Consider the following 17,688-nt stretch of genomic DNA (forward strand, 5'->3'; position numbering starts at 1 on the left):
GATTTCTGCGCTTTATCCGCCGACTACTGGGCAAAGTGCCCTTGCGTGTATACACTGGTTTGTGGCCACCCCCAAAGGGCCCAGCAGCGAAGGAGGCAGGATGCGAGCCAGCGATAGGGCTTACGCGGCATTGCGCGACGACATCATCGAATGGCGCCTCCTGCCCGGCACAGTCCTCGCGGAGGTGGAACAGTCGGAGCGTCTGGGCATCTCGCGCACGCCGCTGCGCGAGGCCCTGAGCCGGCTCACGGCCGAAGGGCTGACGACGACGGCGGGCGGCCGCGGCGTCGTCGTGACCGATATTTCCCTGGACGACATCGACGAACTGTTCGAATTGCGCGAAACCCTCGAAGGGAAGGCCGCCGCCCTGGCCGCCGAGCGCGGCGACCGGGCGACCTTCGACCAGCTCCGGCGGGAGCTGCTCGAAGCCCCGGAACTGATCGGCGGCGAGGACCCGGCCCTGCATGAGTACTACGAGCTCGTCGGGCGGCTGGACGCGGCCATCGACGCAGCCATCTCCAACGCGTACCTCGCCCAGGCCATGCGCAGCCTCCGCGTCCACCTCGTGCGCGTCCGGCGCCTGGCCGCCGACGACGCCGCCCGGCTCACCGCCGCCGCTGCCGAGCACGCCGCCATCGCCGAGGCAATCGCCGCCGGCAACCCGCGGCTGGCCGAGGCCGCCACGACGCTTCACCTGCACCGCAGTCTTTCCCACGTCAAAGCCACGCATACACCTCACCAATAAGGAGCACCATGGTCAAGGAACACCACGTCCGCGTTTACAAGAGCGAGGAAAACCTGCCCCGCGAGGACCAGCTTGCCTACAAGATCGCCACGGTGGCCGCGGATCCCGTGGAGGTCACCGATGAGGTCACGGACATGGTGATCAACCGGATCATCGACAACGCCTCGGTGGCGATCGCCTCGCTGAACCGTGCCCCGATCGTCGCGGCCCGGGCCCAGGCCCTCACCCACGGCCCGACCACCGGCGGCAAGGGCTCGAAGGTCTTCGGCATCGAAGAGCGCGTAGCCCCGGAGTGGGCTGCCTGGGCCAACGGCGTCGCGGTCCGTGAGCTCGACTACCACGACACCTTCCTGGCCGCGGATTACTCGCACCCGGGCGATAACATTCCGCCGATCCTCGCCGTCGCCCAGCACGTCGGTTCCAGTGGACATGACTTGATCCGCGGCATCGCCACCGGCTACGAAATCCAGGTCAACCTGGTCAAGGCCATCTGCCTGCACAAGCACAAGATCGACCATGTGGCACACCTCGGCCCGTCCGCGGCGGCCGGCATCGGCACCCTGCTGGGTCTCGACGTCGAGACCATCTTCCAGTCCGTCGGCCAGGCCCTGCACACCACCACCGCCACCCGGCAGTCCCGCAAGGGCGAAATCTCCACCTGGAAGGCGCACGCCCCCGCGTTCGCCGGCAAGATGGCCGTCGAATCCGCGGACCGTGCCATGCGCGGCCAGACCTCCCCAGTGCCGATCTACGAGGGCGAAGACGGCGTGATCGCGTGGATGCTAGACGGCCCGGACGCCTCCTACATGGTGCCTCTGCCCGAGGCCGGCGAGGCCAAGCGCGCCATCCTGGACACCTACACCAAGGAGCACTCGGCCGAGTACCAGGCGCAGGCGTGGATCGACCTGGCGCGCAAGCTGCACGGCGAGCACCCCGAGGTCACGGACCCGGCCAACGTCGACTCCGTGCTGATCAAGACCAGCCACCACACGCACTACGTGATCGGCTCCGGCGCCAACGACCCGCAGAAGTACAGCCCCACGGCCAGCCGCGAAACCCTGGACCACTCCATCCCGTACATCTTCACCGTCGCCCTGCAGGACGGCGCGTGGCACCACGTCGATTCCTACGCCCCGGAACGCGCCGCCCGCCCGGACACCGTGGAGCTGTGGCACAAGGTCACCACCGTCGAGGACCCGGAATGGACCCGCCGCTACCACTCCCTGGACATCGCCGAGAAGGCGTTTGGCGGCACCGTGGTCATCACGCTCAAGGACGGCACCGTCATCACGGAGTCGATCGCCGTAGCCGACGCCCACCCGCTGGGTGCCCGGCCGTTCGCGCGGGAGCAGTACGTCAACAAGTTCCGCACCCTCGCCGCCGGCCTCGTGGCCGACGAGGAGATCGAGCGCTTCCTCGCCGCCGCCGCGCGGCTTCCGGAGCTCGCCGCCGGTGAGCTTGACCAGCTGAACATCCAGGCGGCCGACGGCGTGATCGACCTCGCCGCCGCCCCGAAGGGACTCTTCTAAATGCTGTACTCGAAGACGACGCCGGAGCAGAAGCGGATCCGGTTCCGGGAGCTCCTGGCCTCCGGCACCATCCAGCAGTTCCCGGGCGCGTTCAACCCGCTCTCGGCCCGGCTGATCGAGGAAAAGGGCTTCGCCGGCGTCTACATTTCCGGCGCCGTCCTGGCCAACGACCTCGGGCTGCCGGACATCGGGCTGACCACGCTCACCGAGGTCGCCACCCGGGCCGGGCAGATCGCCCGGATGACCGACCTGCCGTCCATCGTGGACGCCGACACGGGCTTCGGCGAGCCGATGAACGTGGCGCGGTCCGTCCAGGAACTCGAGAATGCCGGCTTGGCCGGCTGCCATATCGAGGACCAGTTCAACCCGAAGCGCTGCGGCCACCTCGACGGCAAGAACGTGGTGGACCTCGAGACCGCGACCAAGCGGATCCGCGCCGCGGCCGACGCCCGCCGCGACCCGAACTTCCTGATCATGGCCCGGACTGACATCCGGGCCACCGACGGTCTCCAGGCCGCCCAGGACCGGGCCAAGGCCCTCGTAGAGGCCGGGGCCGACGCGATCTTCCCGGAGGCCATGAAGGACCTGAGCGAATTCCAGGCGATCCGCGACGCCGTCGACGTCCCGATCCTGGCCAACATGACCGAATTCGGCCAGAGCGCCCTGTTCACGGTGGACGAGCTCGCTGGGGTCGGCGTCAACATGGTGATCTATCCGGTCACCCTTCTCCGTAGTGCCATGGGGGCTGCGGAGCGTACTCTGGAATCGATTAAGGCCGACGGAACCCAAGAGGCACAGGTTGGGAGCATGCTGACCCGTGCGCGTTTGTACGATCTCGTTGATTATGAGGCTTACAACCGATTCGATACCGGAGTCTTTAATTTCCATATCCCAGGTCAGTAAGCCCCGCATGGAACCGCCGGCACGTGCCGGTATACAGGCGTTAGGAACAAAGGAGTTTCAGCATGGCTGAACAGGACATTAAGAAGGGCCTCGCCGGCGTCGTAGTTGACTACACCGCGGTCTCAAAGGTCAACCCGGACACCAACTCGCTGCTCTACCGCGGCTATCCCGTCCAGGAACTCGCAGCCAAGTGCAGCTTCGAGGAAGTCGCCTACCTGCTCTGGAACGGTGAACTGCCCACCGCGGAGCAACTGGCCGAATTCACCGCAAGGGAACGCGCCGGCCGTCCCATCGATCCCGTGGTGAAACAGGTGGTGGACGCGCTGCCCACCACGTCGCACCCCATGGACGTCTGCCGCACGGCAGCCTCCGTCATGGGCGCACGGCACCCGCTGGCCGAGGACTCCTCGCGCGAGGCCAACATGGCCAAGGCGATTGACCTCTTCGCGGCGATGCCGGCGATCGTGGCCTACGACCAGCGCCGCCGGCACGGCCAGGACGTCGTGGCGCCCCGCGATGACCTGGGCTACTCGGCGAACTTCCTCTGGATGGCCTTCGGCGAGGAACCGGTCCAGGAAGTCGTGGACGCCTTCAACGTCTCGATGATCCTCTACGCAGAGCACTCGTTCAACGCCTCGACCTTCACCGCCAGGGTCATCACCTCGACGCTCTCGGACCTGCACTCGGCCGTGACCGGGGCGATCGGAGCGCTCAAGGGCCCGCTGCACGGCGGCGCCAACGAGGCCGTCATGCACACCTTCGACGAGATCGGTATCCGGCAGGAAGAGTCGCTGGACGAGGCCCACGCACGGGCCAAAGCATGGATGGAAGACGCCCTGGCCCACAAGCGCAAGGTCATGGGCTTCGGCCACCGCGTCTACAAGCACGGCGACTCCCGGGTGCCCACCATGAAGGCGGCCCTGGACAAGATGATCGCGCACTACGGCCGCCCGGAGCTGCTGGGCCTCTACAACGGTCTGGAAACGGCGATGGACGAGGCCAAGGCGATCAAGCCGAACCTGGACTACCCGGCCGGCCCGACCTACCACCTCATGGGCTTCGACACCCCCACCTTCACTCCCCTGTTCGTCGCCAGCCGCATCACGGGCTGGACGGCGCACATCATGGAGCAGCTGGAATCGAACTCCCTGATCCGCCCGCTGAGCGAGTACAACGGCGTCGAAGAACGGCACCTGCCGTAACTTTCGAACAACGCTCGACGGCGGGCCGGTCACCTTTCAGGTGGCCGGCCCGCTTCGTTGTGCCCGCGGACCGGTCCTAGCTGACCTTAGTGACGGTCAGCGAGGTGATGACCGTCTTGAGGTCCTTGTAGGCCTGGGTGCGGGTGAAGGCCAGGGCATCGTCCATGGTCTGGAACTTGTAGAGACCCCAGGTGGCTCCGCCAAGGGGACGACGATCCGCGAAGCTGTAAAACTTCAAAGAGTCCGGGCCTTGTACCGCAAAATCAAGGACGCAGCCGATCCCGTCCTGTCCGGCGATGCGGTTCGTGATCCCTATCGCCGCTTGGACGGGACCTCCGTCATTTGCTGCTGAGGTCATGGCGACGTAAGCGAACCTCGGGGTTCCCTGTGCCGGCGCTGCCGAGTCGACCGGGAGTCCTGCCATCGGCTGGCTGTCGAGGACCTTGTAGGGTGCGTTGTTAAGGCACCCGCTGGTGGTCCAGTCATTGGTATCGCCGAAGGCCAGCCGTGCCACTTCCTTGCCGGCGGAATCCGTGAGGGAAGTTCCTTCACCGTTTGAGAGGGCGTTGCTCTCCGCGGTCCCGGCGAGTTGCCAGGCAGCCGGGTAGTTGAAGGCCAATTTATAGCCCGTGGACCAGTACTCGTACGTCTTGATCCCCCGCGCCGCCAAGCTGCCCGGCGCCGGGGCGCCTACGAGAGCCTTCCGGAGCTCCACGGGAATTCCCTTGGACGCGAACTGCCCGTCCATGTACCGTTCCGCCGTCAGCCGCTCATTGTTCGCCGCCGCCTGATCCCAGCCGGGCATGTTCGCCCACGGCTGGTCAGCGTCGATGACGTACTTGCGGTCAGTCAGCTTGGCCATCCAGAACCAACTGCCGGCGTCGGTCTGGCCGCCTGAGGCCTGGACGCTCAAGGCCATCCAGTCTCCCGCGCAGCCCGCAACCTTTGCGGTGGGCAACTGGTCAGCGAACCAGCTCTGAACGCCGGCCACGCTGTCCTTCGTGCAGGCGACAGGTCCGGTGGCTGCCGGCACGCTCGCCGCTGCCGTCGGCGTCGGGGTCGCCGACGGCGTCACGCTAGCCGAAACTGTCGCTGAGGCCGTCGTAGAAGTGGTCGCCGTCGTAGTGACGGTGGCCGCCGGAACGGGGGCGGTGGTGAGGGAACCCAGGTTGGCGGCCACGAGGACGCCGGCCGTGACGGCCACCGCCGCCAGTGTCAGTACGCCGGCCAGCCGGGTCCGCCTGCGCTTCCGGTCCGCGAGGGAAAAGACATTGTGCGGCAGGCTGTCGCTAAACTCCGCGGGCTCGGTGAGTATCCTGCGCAGGGCGGCCTCGCCGTCGGGCACGGACGGATCGTTGCGCACGGGGTCCGTCCCGGAAATCATATTCTTGATCGGATCCATCTCAGGCACCCATTTTCTGTGTCATCGTTTCAGCGCCTGCCGGAATGTGCTTGCGAAAGGCGGCCCGCGCCCGGTGCAGCCGGACCTTGGCGGCGGACTCGCTGCAGTGCAGCACACCGGCAATTTCCGCGATACTCAATTCATCCCAGTACGCGAGCTGGAGGATGTCCCGGTCCTTCTCCCGAAGAGCGGCCAGGGCGTCCTGGACCGCCACGTTGTCCGAATCGCCGCCGAACCGCACCACGGCCGCGGAACGCAGCTTGTCCTGGAGCGCCTCCTGCCGGTCCCGGCTCCGGTAGGCGTTCCCGATCAGGTTGCGGGCGACGGTCAGGAGCCACGCCGTATCCGTCCGGGACGCGTCGTCCCACTTCTTCTGCCACACCACCCGGAAGACATCCGCGGCGAGTTCCTCCGCCAGTTCGACCGATTCCACCCGCCGTCGGACAAACCTGTAGACCTGCGGATAGTTGTCTTTATGAATGGCGATAAACGCCAACTCGCGCTCCGAAAGCACGCATCCCCCAAAAATCAAATGTCCGAACTGCTGGATAACTGTATTGTTTCCGGCTTCCGGGCCGGGGTTACACGCCCCGCAAAGAATATTCCGCCGAGGCCACGGTCTCGTTGTCATCGTTCAGGATGATGACGGCGTCCACAGCGCCCTCCCCCAATGCCAGCGGCAGCCAGTGTTCGGCATCCTGCCACATGCGCGCCAACGGCAGCGACGTGACCGGGAACCATTCCGGAATGATTTCCTGGCTTTCGACCGGGTCGCCGGTCCAGCGGCGCGCGGTGAAGAGGCTCGTGGACATGTTCCATTCCGGCCGGGCGGGAAAGACGAACTCGATCAGTCCGGCGACGCGGAGATCGTGCTCCCTGACCACGATTCCGGCCTCCTCGAAAACTTCGCGGCAGGCGGCCTCGGCGTCGGACTCCCCCGGTTCCACATGGCCGCCGAGACCCACTATTTTTCCGACGCCGAACCCGGTCTTCTTGGTACCGAGCAGGACGTGCGTCCCGGCGGCTTCGTCGCGTAGCAGGAAGCACAGAGTGACAGCTGTCGAATTCATGGATCAACATTAGCGCCCGGCCACGGTGGCTGAGGTCGCCCCGCCGCGGTTGGCCCGGGTGGCCGTCCTAGCCCAGGGCGCGCGGGTGCGCGGCGGCGTAGATCTCCCGCAGCGTATCGGCCGTCACCTGGGTGTAGACCTGCGTGGTGGTCACCGAGGCGTGCCCCAGCAGCTCCTGGACCACGCGGACGTCGGCACCGCCCTCCAGCAGGTGGGTGGCGAAGGAGTGCCGTAGGGTGTGCGGTGACACGTCCTTGGTGATGTTGGCCTTGTCCGCGGCCGACTTAAGGATGGTCCAGGCGCTTTGCCGGCTGATCCTGCCGCCGCGGGCGTTCAGGAACAGCGCCGGGGTGCCCTTGCCCTTGGCGGCCAGCAGGGGCCGGCCGCGGACGAGGTAGGCGTCGAGGGCTCGTGCCCCGAACGATCCCAGTGGGACGAGGCGTTCCTTGGACCCCTTGCCGAAGAGCCTGACGATCGCGGGACCCTCGCTGTCGCCGGCCCCGCGCGAGGCGTGCAAGGAGATGTCGTCGACGTCAAGGCCGACGGCCTCGCTGATGCGGGCTCCGGTGGAATAGAGGAACTCGAGCAGGGCACGGTCACGCAGTCCGGTGGCCGTATCCGTGCCGACGGCCTCGAGGATCCTCGTGACCTCCCCGACGCTGATCGCCTTGGGCAGGCGCTTGCCGGGCATCGGCGGGTGGACATCGCTGGCCGGGTCGGTGGGCGTAACTCCTTCCAGCGCCCAGAATTTGTGCAGACCGCGCACTGCCACGACGGTGCGTGCCGCGGACCGGACGCCGAGGGAGGACCCTCCGTCGGACCCGTCGGATAAGGCCTGGACGAAGCCGGTGACATCATGCCGGGTGACGTCCGCCGGGCGCTGGCGGCCGGAACGGGCGAGGTAGCTCGCGTAGCGGGCAAGGTCCCGCCGGTACGCGGCGAGAGTGTTCGCCGCCAGTCCGCGTTCGACCCCCATGTGCTGCAGGTAGTCAGTGACGGCGCGGTCAATCTCCGTCTGCGGCCGAACCGTCGGCGCCGGGGAGCGCGGTTCCAGCGTCTGCGGGCCGGCGATCAGCGCGTCGGTCATCGGCGCTGGCTGGGATGGGCCGGCCAGGGCGCGTCGGCCGGGCGGAGGCTTGTGAAGTTGTCGGCGCGGGCGGCGGCCGCGGCAAGGACGCCAACGACGGCGGACGGGTTGTGGAGGCGGCCGTCCAGCACTGCCTGCACGGCCTCGTCCAGCGGCGTCCAGTGCAGTTCGATTTCGGCTTCCTCCTCGGTACGGACGTGCCGCTCGTGGCCCGGCACCTCCCTCAGGCCGCGGGCCAGGTAGATGCGGATGGCCTCGCTGGAGGACCCCGGGGAGTTGAAGAAATCTGCCAGCACGTTCCAGCGGTCCGCCACCAGGTCCGCTTCCTCGGCGAGCTCGCGGGCAGCGCCGACGACAAAGTCCTCGCCTTCGACGTCGAGCAGCCCCGCGGGGATCTCCCAGAGATCCATGCCGACGGGGTGCCGGTACTGCCGGAGCAGCAGGACGTCACCGGCGTCGTTCATCGGGAGAACGGCTACCGCACCGGGATGGTCGATGTAGTCCCGGACGAGGGTGTCGCCGTCGTCGTTGAGCTGGAAGCTGTCACTGACGACGTCCCAGATCCTGCCTTCGTACACCTTGTGGGAAGACAAAAGACGGCGCGGGCTCGGTTCATCCGAAACCTGCCGTGCAGCATTGGGGGTCTCAGACATACCGGGCATCGCGCCGTCCTTTGATTCAGTTGGAAATTACTTGGACACTGCTGCCGACGAGGGCTTGGCGGCAGTGGCCGGGGCTTCTGCGGTGGCGCTGCCGCCGGCACTTGCCGCCGGTGCAGCGTCGGCGGCGTGCTGGTGATCCAGGGCCGCCTTGACCAGGCCCGCGAAGAGCGGGTGCGGGCGCGTGGGCCGCGAGCTGAGCTCGGGGTGCGCCTGCGTGGCCACGTAGTACGGGTGGACGTCGCGGGGAAGTTCCACGAACTCGACCAGCTTGCCGTCGGGCGACGTACCTGAGAATGAAAGCCCCTTGGCGGCAATCTGATCCCGGTACTTGTTGTTGACCTCGTAGCGGTGCCGGTGCCGTTCGCTGACCTTGGTGGCGCCGTAGGTTTCGGCAACAACGGAGCCTTCATCGAGCTTGGCTTCATAGAGGCCCAGGCGCATGGTGCCGCCGAGGTCGCCCTTGCCATCAACGATGTCCAGCTGCTCTTCCATCGTGGCGATGACCGGGTACTTGGAGTCAGGCTCGAACTCGGAGGAGGATGCGCCTTCGAGTCCGACCACGTTGCGGGCGTACTCGATCACCATGCACTGCAGGCCCAGGCAGAGGCCCAGGACCGGGAGCTTGGTTTCGCGGGCGTACTTCAGGGCGCCCAGCTTGCCTTCGAGGCCGCGGATGCCGAAGCCGCCCGGCACGCAGATGGCGTCGACACCACCGAGGGACTGCACGGCGCCCTCGCGGGTTTCGCATTCGTCCGAGGGGACCCAGCGGATCTTGACCTTGGTGTCGTTGGCGAAGCCGCCGGCGCGCAGGGCCTCCGTGACGGACAGGTAGGCGTCCGGCAGGTCGATGTACTTGCCGACGAGGGCGATCTCAACCTCGTGCTTCGGGTTGTGGACGGCGTCGAGCAGCTTGTCCCAGCTGGTCCAGTCCACGTCCTTGAACGGCAGGTCCAGGGCACGGACGATGTAGGAGTCCAGGCCCTGGGAGTGCAGGGTCTTGGGGATGTCGTAGATGCTGGGCGCGTCCGGGCAGCCGATCACGGCGTCGATGTCGACGTCGCACATGCGGCCGATCTTCTCGCGCATCGGCTGCGGGACGTCGCGGTCCGAACGGATCACGATTGCCTCGGGCTGGATGCCGATGGAGCGCAGCGCGGCAACGGAGTGCTGCGTCGGCTTGGTCTTGAGCTCCTGGGACGGCCCGATGTACGGCACGAGCGATACGTGGAGGAAGAACACATTGTTGCGCCCGATGTCCTGGCGGACCTGGCGGGCGGATTCGAGGAACGGCTGGGACTCGATGTCGCCCACGGTTCCGCCGATTTCGGTGATGATGACGTCGGGGGCGTTCTTGCCCTCGGCGGGCAGCCGCATGCGCCGCTTGATCTCATCGGTGATGTGCGGGATGACCTGGACGGTGTCGCCGAGGTATTCGCCGCGGCGTTCCTTGGCGATGACGGTCGAGTAGACCTGGCCGGTTGTGACGTTGGCCGAGCCTTCGAGGTTTTCATCGAGGAAGCGCTCGTAGTGGCCGATGTCCAGGTCCGTTTCGGCGCCGTCGTCAGTGACGAAGACTTCGCCGTGCTGGAAGGGGTTCATCGTGCCCGGATCCACGTTCAGATAGGGATCGAGCTTTTGCATTGTTACAGACAGACCGCGAGCCCGCAGCAGGTGGCCGAGGCTCGAAGCCGTCAGTCCCTTACCGAGCGAGGACGCTACACCACCGGTGACGAAGATGTGTTTGGTCGTCTTGGACGAGCCCGGAAACCGGGAATTTACACGAGAGTTTGATCGCTGCACCACGGGGTTTGAGCTTATCATCAATTCGGCCTTCCACGGGTTCTTTGGCGGGATCCCGATGTGATTGTTGTCCTAGCGGCGGTCGTTGCTGCGGTACTGGCGGGCCCCTCAGATCTGCGGGAGGAGCTTGGCGTCGTCCAGCAGTTCCTGGGCGTGGGCCTGGGCCGATTCCGAGTCCTCCTGGCCGGCGAGCATGCGGGCCAGCTCGCGGACGCGCTCGGCCTCGTCCAGCAGTTGAACGTCGCTGGAGGTGAAGCCGGTGGCGGTGGCGCCGTCGGCGCCCCGGACGGAGGTCTTCGTGACCCGGATGTGCTGGTTCGCGAAGGCGGCCACCTGCGGCAGGTGGGTCACCACGAGGACCTGGACGTGCCGGGCCAGCATCGCCAGCCGGCGCCCGATCTCGACGGCGGCGCGGCCGCCCACGCCGGCGTCGACCTCGTCGAAGACGAACGTCGGGACGGGGTCGACGGCGGCCAGCACCACCTCGATGGCGAGCATGACGCGGGAGAGTTCACCACCCGAGGCCCCCTTGCCCAGCGGCCGGGCCGGGGCCCCGGAGTGCGGCTGGAGCAGGAAGGAGATCTCGTCTGCGCCGAACGGTCCCAGCTGCTCTGTTGGTTCCACATTGATGACCAGGGTGGCGTCGGCCATGGCCAACGCCGTCAGCTCCGCGCTGACCCGGGCAGAGAGGTCCTTCGCAGCCTTGGTGCGCGCCTTGCTGATCGCGGCGGCCTGCTTCCGGAGCCCGGCTTCGGCGCGGGTGACCTCGGCATCCAGCGCCTCGATCCGGGTGGAGTCGTCCTGCAGTTCGTCGTACCGGGCGCGGGCTTGCTCGGCCCAGACCAGAACCTCGTCGATGCTCGGAGCGTACTTCCGGACCAGCTTGGCCAGCACCGCCCGGCGGTCCTCGATCTCGGCGAGCCGCTCCGGACCCTCGGTGTCCAGGGCGGCCTGGTAGCTGGCGAGCTCGGTGGCGATGTCGTTGAGCAGGAAACCGACCTCGGCCAGGCGCGCCGCGGCCGAGCCCAGCTCCTCGTCGTGTTCGGCCACGTGTTCCAGGGTGCGCTTGGCGGCATCCACCAAGGTGGTGGCGTCGGCGTCTTCGCCGAAGTCCTCGGCGATGAGCGCCTGGTGGGCGGTGCTGGCCGCAATCCGCAGTTCCTCGACGTTGGCCAGCTTCACGGCCTCGGCCTTCAGGGCCTCGTCCTCCCCCGGCTGCGGGTCGACGCCGTCGATCTCGGCGAGAGCAGCCTGCAGCGACTCGGCCTCGCGGAGGCGCTCCCGGGCGGCACTGCGCAAGGCATCCAGCTCACCTTGGCTGGCGTGCCAGTGGGCGTAGAGCTCCTGATAGGTAGCCAGTGTCTTGGCGAGGCTGTCGCCGGCGAACTTGTCCAAAGCGCCGCGTTGCGCCACCGGGCTCTTGAGCCGGATCTGGTCCGATTGTCCGTGCACCACCACAAGCGTGTCGCCGATTTCGGCGAGCACGCCGACCGGCGCGGCGCGTCCGCCCACGTATGCGCGGCTGCGGCCGTCGGCGCCGACGCTGCGGGCCAGCAACAGCTCCGCGCCACCGTCGAACTCCTCGATCTCCGCGCCCGCCTCGCGGGCCCGCGCGATGGCGGCGTGTCCGACGTCGAGCTTCAGCACGGCCTCCGCGGAGGCGCTCTTCGCGCCGCTGCGGACGGCGCCGGCGTCTGACCTGGCGCCGAGGAGCAGGCCGACGGCGGTGACCACCATGGTTTTGCCGGCGCCGGTCTCACCGGTCACCACGCTGAGGCCCGGGCCCAACGGCAAGATGGCGTCGGTGATGACGCCGAGGTCGCGGATTCTCAGTTCTTCAAGCATGGTTCACTTCTCGGTTGAGGGGTCTGGCGATGGATCGGGTGCGTCGCCGTGCCCTGCGTGGCGCGGCGAGGGCAGCGGCGGCATGGGACGGGGTGTGCGGATAATCGGGACGGGTCCGGTGTGGATGGCCTCCGCCTGAGGCATGGGACCGCGCCAGCCCTGGATCGGCAGCTCGAATTTGCGTACCAGCCTGCCGGAGAAGGGGGTCTGGTGCGTCCTGGCCAGCCGCACCGGGGTGGCGGAGCGGGTCACTTCGACGCGCGCGCCGGGCGGCAGGTCCACGGAGCGGCGGCCGTCGCACCACAGCACGCCCTGGGCGTCGGTCCGGTTCAGGATCTCGACGGCGAGCCTGGACCGGGGCGAGACCACAAGCGGCTTGGCGAAGAGGGCATGGGCGCTGATGGGCACGATCAGCAGGGCTTCGACTTCGGGCCATACCACGGGGCCGCCGGCGGAAAACGCGTACGCCGTGGAGCCGGTGGGAGTGGCCAGGACGACGCCGTCGCAGCCGAAAGAGGTCAGGGGGCGTTCGTCGACTTCCGTGACCACCTCGAGCATCCGTTCCCGGTTGCCCTTTTCGATCGCCGCCTCGTTGAGGGCCCAGGTGTGCCAGATCTTCTGGCCGCGGACCCAGACCTGCACGTCGATCGTCATCCGCTCCTCCACCGTGTATTCACGGCTCGCGATCCATTCGACGGTCTGGGCGAGGTCGGCTCGCTCGCTTTCGGCCAGGAAACCCACGTGGCCGAGGTTCACGCCGAGCAGCGGGACGTCGACTTCGCGGACGAGCTCGGCGGCCCGGAGGATGGTGCCATCCCCGCCCAGCACCATGACGAGTTCGACGTCGGGCAGCTTCACGTGGTCGTGGAGGACCTCGACGGGGTGGTCGAGCCGGCCGAAGAAGCGGACCATGTCCCCGAGTTCGGTCTTCTGCATCACGGGGATCAGGCCGGAGCCATGCAGCTGGGCGCACGCCTCCCAGGCAGCCTTGAGGGACTCCTCGCGCCCTGTGTGGGCAAGGATGAGGACACGCCTGCTCATCGGGTTCCGCCTTCTGGTGGTGCTAGTGGTTCGGCCAGATTGTTCCGAGCAACGCAGCAACGGCTGCGTCCCGCTCCTCGATCTTAGGCGGGACTTCCGACATCGCGCGTTTTATCCACAGGAAGTACTCGACATTGCCGTCCTGGCCCGGCAGCGGGCTTTGGGCGAGGCCTTTGAGGTCCAGGCCCGCGTCCACCGCTGCGGCGGCCACCTTGCCGACGGCGAGCCGGCGTTCCCGCTCCGAGGTGACCACGCCGGTCCGGCCCAGGCGATCCTTGCCGATCTCGAATTGCGGCTTGACCATGAGGACGAGGTCGCCGCCGGGTTCGGTGCAGGCTGCCAGGGGCGCCACTACGAGGGTCAGCGAGATGAAGGACAGGTCCGCCACGGTCAAGGCGGCCGGTCCGCCGATCTCCGCGGGCGTCATGTAGCGCACGTTGAGGCCTTCATGGACGGAGACCCGGGCGTCGTTCCGGATTTCCGGGACCAGTTGGCCGTGCCCGACGTCGACGGCGACCACGTGGCCGGCTCCGCGCCGGAGCAGCACATCCGTGAAACCGCCGGTGGAGGCGCCGGCGTCGAGGCACCGTTTGCCCGCGACGTCGACGGCGGGAAAGGCGTCCAGGGCGCCGGCCAGTTTGTGCCCGGCGCGGCTGACATAGCCGTCCTCAGCGGAGGCAGCAACGTCCAGCGCGGCGTCTTCCGGAATTTGGAGGGACGCCTTGGCGAGGACCTCGCCGCCGGAGCTCACCTTGCCCTCGGAAATCAGGCGGGCGGCGTGCGTGCGGGACCTCGCCAGCCCGCGGCTGACGAGGGCCTGGTCAAGCCGGCTCACGATCCCCCGTCCCCCGCGCCATGGATGCGGCGCGCTATGCCGGCGCCGGAAGCCACGTCTTCGTTCAGGGCCTCCAGCAGGGCATCGTGCATGCCGGCATAGGCCTCGCCGTGCTCGGAGACCGGCGTCAGCCGTACGGCGGCGAGCCGGTCCAGCACGGCGCTGACAGCCGGGTCCTGGATCTGCGCCTGCCGCCCTTGTGTTTGGTGGGGCGGCAGCGCGGGCCAGTCGATGTCAGCCGCGAGTGCCGGCGCTTCCCCAGCGGCGTCACTCGCCGTTCCGGGCCCGGAGTCGCGGTCCGGCGCATCATGCGGTGCCTGGGCAGGCTCCACGTTTGGCGCCGGGTGTGGCTGCTGGTTCTGCTCGGTCATGGGTCCAGTCTAGTGATCGAGCCACTCGAGGACCGGAGCCAGCGCGCTGGTCGTCTCGGGGTTCGCGGCCCACCAGGCCGAACAGGCGGCACGCCATGAATCGAGGTCAGCGGGGTCGCCGGTGATGTGGACGGACTGGCCACGGACGATCGCCGAGGCGATGCCGCTGCGGAACCGCCCGGCGTCGTGCTCCACAGCAGGGTACGGAGCGTACAGGCCGGTCAGGTCATTGATGAGGAAATCGGGGCGCTCCCTGGACCGTGCGGCGAGGATCGATTCCTTGGTGTCCACGCCGGTCAAGACAGCCACGGTGGCGAATCCGGCGTTGTTGCCGCCCAGGATGTCGGTGTCCAGGCGGTCGCCGACGACGAGCGGCCGGTCCGCGGCCAGCCGCTTGGCGGCGGTATGGAACAACGGCGCCTCGGGCTTGCCGGCCACGATCGGGGCCTTGCCGGTCGCGGCGGCCACGGCCGCCACGAGGGTCCCGTTGCCCGGGGCCATTCCGCGCGCCTGGGGAATGGACATGTCAGTGTTGGTCGCCACCCACAGTGCACCGCCAGCGACGACGTACGACGCCTCGGCAAGATCCTTCCACCCGAGGTCCGGGCTAAAGCCCTGGACGACGGCGACGGGATTTTCCGCCGCGCTGCGGACGGGAACCAGGCCCACCAGCTCAATCTCCTGCGCCAGCGCGGCGCTGCCCGTGATGAGCACGTGCGCCCCGGCCGGCAGCATCGAGGCCAGCAGCGCTGCCGCCGCTTGTGAGGAGCTCACCACCTGGTGGTCCTCGGCGGGGGCGCCGAGCTCGCGCAGGTGCTGCGCCACCTGCGCGGGAGAGCGGGACGCGTTGTTGGTGACGTAGCCAAGTCCGACGCCGACACCGGCCAGCCGGCGCAGCGACTCCACCGCCCCGGGAATGGGGTGGGGTCCTGCATAGACCACACCGTCCAGGTCGGAAAGGAGCGCATCGAAGGTGGAGATCAGTGCGGGTCCGGTCATGCGACTAGTCCTCCACCCGCTCGCGCTGGGCCGTCTCGGAGTCTTCGACGACTTCCTGATCCGCGATGGCGTCCGACTCTTCGTCGGTTTCTTCGTCGGATTCATCGAGGACGTCGGCTTCGAGGGAATCCTGGTCCGACTCGGCGTCGTCGGACTCGAAGTGGCCGGCTTCGGCGTCGTCGGAGACTTCGTCGATCGGGTTCAGGGCGGTCTCCGCCGCAGCGGCGCCGGTGACTTCCGCGGCTACAGCGGCGCCGGCGACCCGTGGTGCACGCTCGTCGGCCCCGGCGTGCGCGGCTGCTACCTCCTGGGCTTCCTGGGCGCGGAGCCGGCGCTGGCGCTCTTCCTCACGCGCTTCTTCTTCCTCGTCCCAGCCGAGGTCGATGATGTCAGGTTCCTCTTCCGCCCCGAGGCCCAGCGCGTTTTCGGCCACGACGGCCTGCCGCTGCCACTTGGCGGCCTCGGCCGCGCGGCCGGCGGCCGTCAGGGCTTCGGCGTATGCACGGAACAGACGAGGGCTGTAGGAAAAGGCACGGTTGATGTCCAGCTGCGCGATCTCCAGCTCGGATACCGCGGCATCGAGCTGCCCGAGGTCGGTGCGGGCACCGGCGGCGACGATAGCCAGTTCCACCTTGCCCGGGGCGTCGAGGTCCTTGGCTTCTTCGGACCGGGCCATATCCAGGGCACGGTCCGGGCGTCCAAGGCCCCGCTCGCAGTCGGCCATGACCGGCAGGTGCATGTTGGAGCCGCTGATTCGCCGGTAGGTCCGGAATTCCCGCAGGGCTTCACCATAGTGTCCGGCGGCGTAGGCGGTCAGGCCGACAGCTTCGCGGACGGACGCAAGGCGGCCGCCACGGCGGCTGGCTGCGAGGGCGTGCTGGAAGGCAAGTTCCGGCTCCTCGTCCAGGAGCCGTCCCGCCATGACCAGGTGGCGGGCCACCCATTCGGCGCTGGTACCTTCGAGGGTCTTGATCTGGTGCTGCGTGGCGCGGTCAAGTTCCTTGCCCGTGACGTCCTCGTCGATCTGCGGTGATCGCTCACGGTCGGGACGGTTGGCGCTGCGGAGATCGGCGGCGTTCGGCACGCGCACGGGACGATCCTCGGGGCGGTCACGGCCGAACTGGCGCGGACCCGAGTCGCCGCGGTCGAAGCTGCGTGCCGGACGGTCTTCACGGTTGCCGAAGGGCTTGCGGTTGTCGCCACCAGAATACGGCTTGCGGTCACGATCGCCGCCACCGAAGCTGCGGCCCGCTCCGCCTTCACGCGGGGCACGATCACCATATGGCTTACGGTCGCCGCCAGCGTACGGCTTGCGGTCACCGCCGCCGTAGCTGCGCTGGTCGCCACCCTCACGCGGGGCACGATCACCATATGGCTTACGGTCGCCACCGGCATAAGGCTTGCGGTCGCCGCCGCTGAAGCTACGGCCCGCTCCGCCTTCACGCGGAGCACGATCACCATACGGCTTACGGTCACCGCTACCGGCATAAGGCTTGCGGTCACCGCCGCCATAGCTGCGCTGCTCGCCACCCTCACGCGGAGCACGATCACCATACGGCTTACGGTCACCGCCGCCGGCATACGGCTTGCGGTCGCCGCCGCCATAGCTGCGCTGCTCGCCACCCTCACGCGGAGCACGATCACCATACGGCTTACGGTCACCGCCGCCATAGCTACGGCCCGCTCCGCCTTCACGCGGGGCGCGATCGCCATACGGCTTACGGTCACCGCCGCCGGCATACGGCTTGCGGTCACCGCCGCCGGCATACGGCTTGCGGTCACCGCCGCCGGCATACGGCTTGCGGTCACCGCCGCCGGCATGCGGCTTGCGGTCGCCGCCGCCATAGCTGCGCTGCTCGCCACCTTCACGCGGAGCACGATCGCCATACGGCTTACGGTCATCCCTGGCGCGGAAGCCGCGAGGATCGCCGCCGGAGTTGCTCGTGCCGCGGTACGGGGCCCCGCCAGTGTTGTCGCGGGCTTTGCCGCCGCGGTTTCCGTCGTTGTGCTCAGCCATGCTGGAATCCTCCTGTTGCGAGCTGACCACTGGCGCAATCGCAGCCGCTCTGTTCCGTGTTTCGTTTCCTACGCAACCCGAAATCAAGCGCTTCGAAGTCCGTACATCTCCCCCAATTCTAGGCGAGCAACCCGTCACGGACTAACGGCATCGCACCAATAGGGCCCCGCGGTGGCAGGA

General features: G+C 68.0%; 15 protein-coding genes and 1 pseudogene. 4 read left to right on the forward strand and 12 right to left on the reverse strand.

All coding sequences use genetic code 11. The features are described 5' to 3' along the window. Positions 1-100 precede the first annotated feature (100 nt). The 4 genes and pseudogenes from ACVWZ7_RS03905 to ACVWZ7_RS03920 form a co-directional block, all read left to right on the forward strand. Positions 101-758, forward strand: a pseudogene (locus tag ACVWZ7_RS03905) (GntR family transcriptional regulator); the annotation flags it as partial. Next, on the forward strand, positions 754-2,274 hold the full coding sequence (locus ACVWZ7_RS03910) for an MmgE/PrpD family protein (protein ID WP_456507041.1): 1,521 nt from the start codon (positions 754-756) through the stop codon (positions 2,272-2,274). The pseudogene ACVWZ7_RS03905 and the gene ACVWZ7_RS03910, both read left to right, overlap by 5 nt. Beyond that, positions 2,275-3,177, forward strand: coding sequence for a methylisocitrate lyase (gene prpB, locus ACVWZ7_RS03915; RefSeq protein WP_091255778.1), 903 nt, complete (start codon positions 2,275-2,277; stop codon positions 3,175-3,177). Positions 3,178-3,239: 62 nt separating this feature from the next. Continuing rightward, positions 3,240-4,379 carry a bifunctional 2-methylcitrate synthase/citrate synthase gene (locus ACVWZ7_RS03920; RefSeq protein ID WP_116767556.1) on the forward strand — a complete coding sequence of 380 codons (1,140 nt, stop codon included), beginning with the start codon at positions 3,240-3,242 and terminating at the stop codon, positions 4,377-4,379. Between the two features lie 76 nt (positions 4,380-4,455). On the opposite strand, the gene ACVWZ7_RS03925 is transcribed toward ACVWZ7_RS03920, so the two are convergent. From ACVWZ7_RS03925 to ACVWZ7_RS03980, 12 genes are all read right to left on the reverse strand, one after another. Continuing rightward, positions 4,456-5,790 carry a hypothetical protein gene (locus ACVWZ7_RS03925; RefSeq protein WP_456507042.1) on the reverse strand — a complete coding sequence of 445 codons (1,335 nt, stop codon included), beginning with the start codon at positions 5,788-5,790 and terminating at the stop codon, positions 4,456-4,458. Then, complete coding sequence (locus tag ACVWZ7_RS03930; RefSeq protein ID WP_344362292.1) at positions 5,783-6,295, reverse strand: RNA polymerase sigma factor; 513 nt, start codon at positions 6,293-6,295, stop codon at positions 5,783-5,785. The genes ACVWZ7_RS03925 and ACVWZ7_RS03930 overlap by 8 nt, the downstream gene beginning before the upstream one ends. Positions 6,296-6,362: 67 nt before the next feature. Next, positions 6,363-6,851: an 8-oxo-dGTP diphosphatase gene (locus tag ACVWZ7_RS03935; RefSeq protein ID WP_344362294.1), complete on the reverse strand. Its 489-nt coding sequence runs from the start codon at positions 6,849-6,851 to the stop codon at positions 6,363-6,365. A gap of 67 nt (positions 6,852-6,918) precedes the next feature. Next, positions 6,919-7,938, reverse strand: coding sequence for a site-specific tyrosine recombinase XerD (gene xerD / locus ACVWZ7_RS03940; RefSeq protein WP_456507043.1), 1,020 nt, complete (start codon positions 7,936-7,938; stop codon positions 6,919-6,921). Beyond that, positions 7,935-8,600 (reverse strand): NUDIX domain-containing protein, encoded by a 666-nt coding sequence (locus ACVWZ7_RS03945; protein ID WP_456507044.1) that lies wholly within the window; start codon positions 8,598-8,600, stop codon positions 7,935-7,937. The genes xerD and ACVWZ7_RS03945 overlap by 4 nt, the downstream gene beginning before the upstream one ends. Positions 8,601-8,627: 27 nt before the next feature. Beyond that, a complete protein-coding gene (locus ACVWZ7_RS03950; protein ID WP_456507045.1) occupies positions 8,628-10,421 on the reverse strand; it encodes a CTP synthase in 1,794 nt (597 codons plus the stop codon). 87 nt (positions 10,422-10,508) lie between these two features. Further along, positions 10,509-12,245, reverse strand: coding sequence for a DNA repair protein RecN (gene recN, locus ACVWZ7_RS03955; RefSeq protein WP_456507046.1), 1,737 nt, complete (start codon positions 12,243-12,245; stop codon positions 10,509-10,511). 3 nt (positions 12,246-12,248) lie between these two features. Then, positions 12,249-13,286 (reverse strand): NAD kinase, encoded by a 1,038-nt coding sequence (locus ACVWZ7_RS03960; RefSeq protein WP_116767568.1) that lies wholly within the window; start codon positions 13,284-13,286, stop codon positions 12,249-12,251. Positions 13,287-13,308: 22 nt separating this feature from the next. Continuing rightward, positions 13,309-14,121 carry a TlyA family RNA methyltransferase gene (locus ACVWZ7_RS03965; RefSeq protein ID WP_344362303.1) on the reverse strand — a complete coding sequence of 271 codons (813 nt, stop codon included), beginning with the start codon at positions 14,119-14,121 and terminating at the stop codon, positions 13,309-13,311. Next, positions 14,118-14,492, reverse strand: coding sequence for a hypothetical protein (locus tag ACVWZ7_RS03970; RefSeq protein ID WP_344362305.1), 375 nt, complete (start codon positions 14,490-14,492; stop codon positions 14,118-14,120). The genes ACVWZ7_RS03965 and ACVWZ7_RS03970 overlap by 4 nt, the downstream gene beginning before the upstream one ends. Positions 14,493-14,501: 9 nt before the next feature. Further along, positions 14,502-15,491 carry an HAD-IIA family hydrolase gene (locus ACVWZ7_RS03975; protein ID WP_456507047.1) on the reverse strand — a complete coding sequence of 330 codons (990 nt, stop codon included), beginning with the start codon at positions 15,489-15,491 and terminating at the stop codon, positions 14,502-14,504. A gap of 4 nt (positions 15,492-15,495) precedes the next feature. Further along, positions 15,496-17,508 (reverse strand): hypothetical protein, encoded by a 2,013-nt coding sequence (locus ACVWZ7_RS03980; RefSeq protein WP_456507048.1) that lies wholly within the window; start codon positions 17,506-17,508, stop codon positions 15,496-15,498. Positions 17,509-17,688 lie beyond the last annotated feature (180 nt).

This window comes from Arthrobacter sp. TE12232 (assembly GCF_054062615.1).

Bases quoted from the DNA above. Each gene is read 5' to 3' on its own strand.
- ACVWZ7_RS03910 (WP_456507041.1), top strand. From the start codon at position 754: ATGGTCAAGGAACACCACGTCCGCGTTTACAAGAGCGAGGAAAACCTG.
- prpB (WP_091255778.1), top strand. From the start codon at position 2,275: ATGCTGTACTCGAAGACGACGCCGGAGCAGAAGCGGATCCGGTTCCGG.
- ACVWZ7_RS03920 (WP_116767556.1), top strand. From the start codon at position 3,240: ATGGCTGAACAGGACATTAAGAAGGGCCTCGCCGGCGTCGTAGTTGAC.
- ACVWZ7_RS03935 (WP_344362294.1), bottom strand. From the start codon at position 6,851: ATGAATTCGACAGCTGTCACTCTGTGCTTCCTGCTACGCGACGAAGCC.
- xerD (WP_456507043.1), bottom strand. From the start codon at position 7,938: ATGACCGACGCGCTGATCGCCGGCCCGCAGACGCTGGAACCGCGCTCC.
- ACVWZ7_RS03945 (WP_456507044.1), bottom strand. From the start codon at position 8,600: ATGCCCGGTATGTCTGAGACCCCCAATGCTGCACGGCAGGTTTCGGAT.
- ACVWZ7_RS03950 (WP_456507045.1), bottom strand. From the start codon at position 10,421: ATGATAAGCTCAAACCCCGTGGTGCAGCGATCAAACTCTCGTGTAAAT.
- recN (WP_456507046.1), bottom strand. From the start codon at position 12,245: ATGCTTGAAGAACTGAGAATCCGCGACCTCGGCGTCATCACCGACGCC.
- ACVWZ7_RS03960 (WP_116767568.1), bottom strand. From the start codon at position 13,286: ATGAGCAGGCGTGTCCTCATCCTTGCCCACACAGGGCGCGAGGAGTCC.
- ACVWZ7_RS03970 (WP_344362305.1), bottom strand. From the start codon at position 14,492: ATGACCGAGCAGAACCAGCAGCCACACCCGGCGCCAAACGTGGAGCCT.
- ACVWZ7_RS03975 (WP_456507047.1), bottom strand. From the start codon at position 15,491: ATGACCGGACCCGCACTGATCTCCACCTTCGATGCGCTCCTTTCCGAC.
- ACVWZ7_RS03980 (WP_456507048.1), bottom strand. From the start codon at position 17,508: ATGGCTGAGCACAACGACGGAAACCGCGGCGGCAAAGCCCGCGACAAC.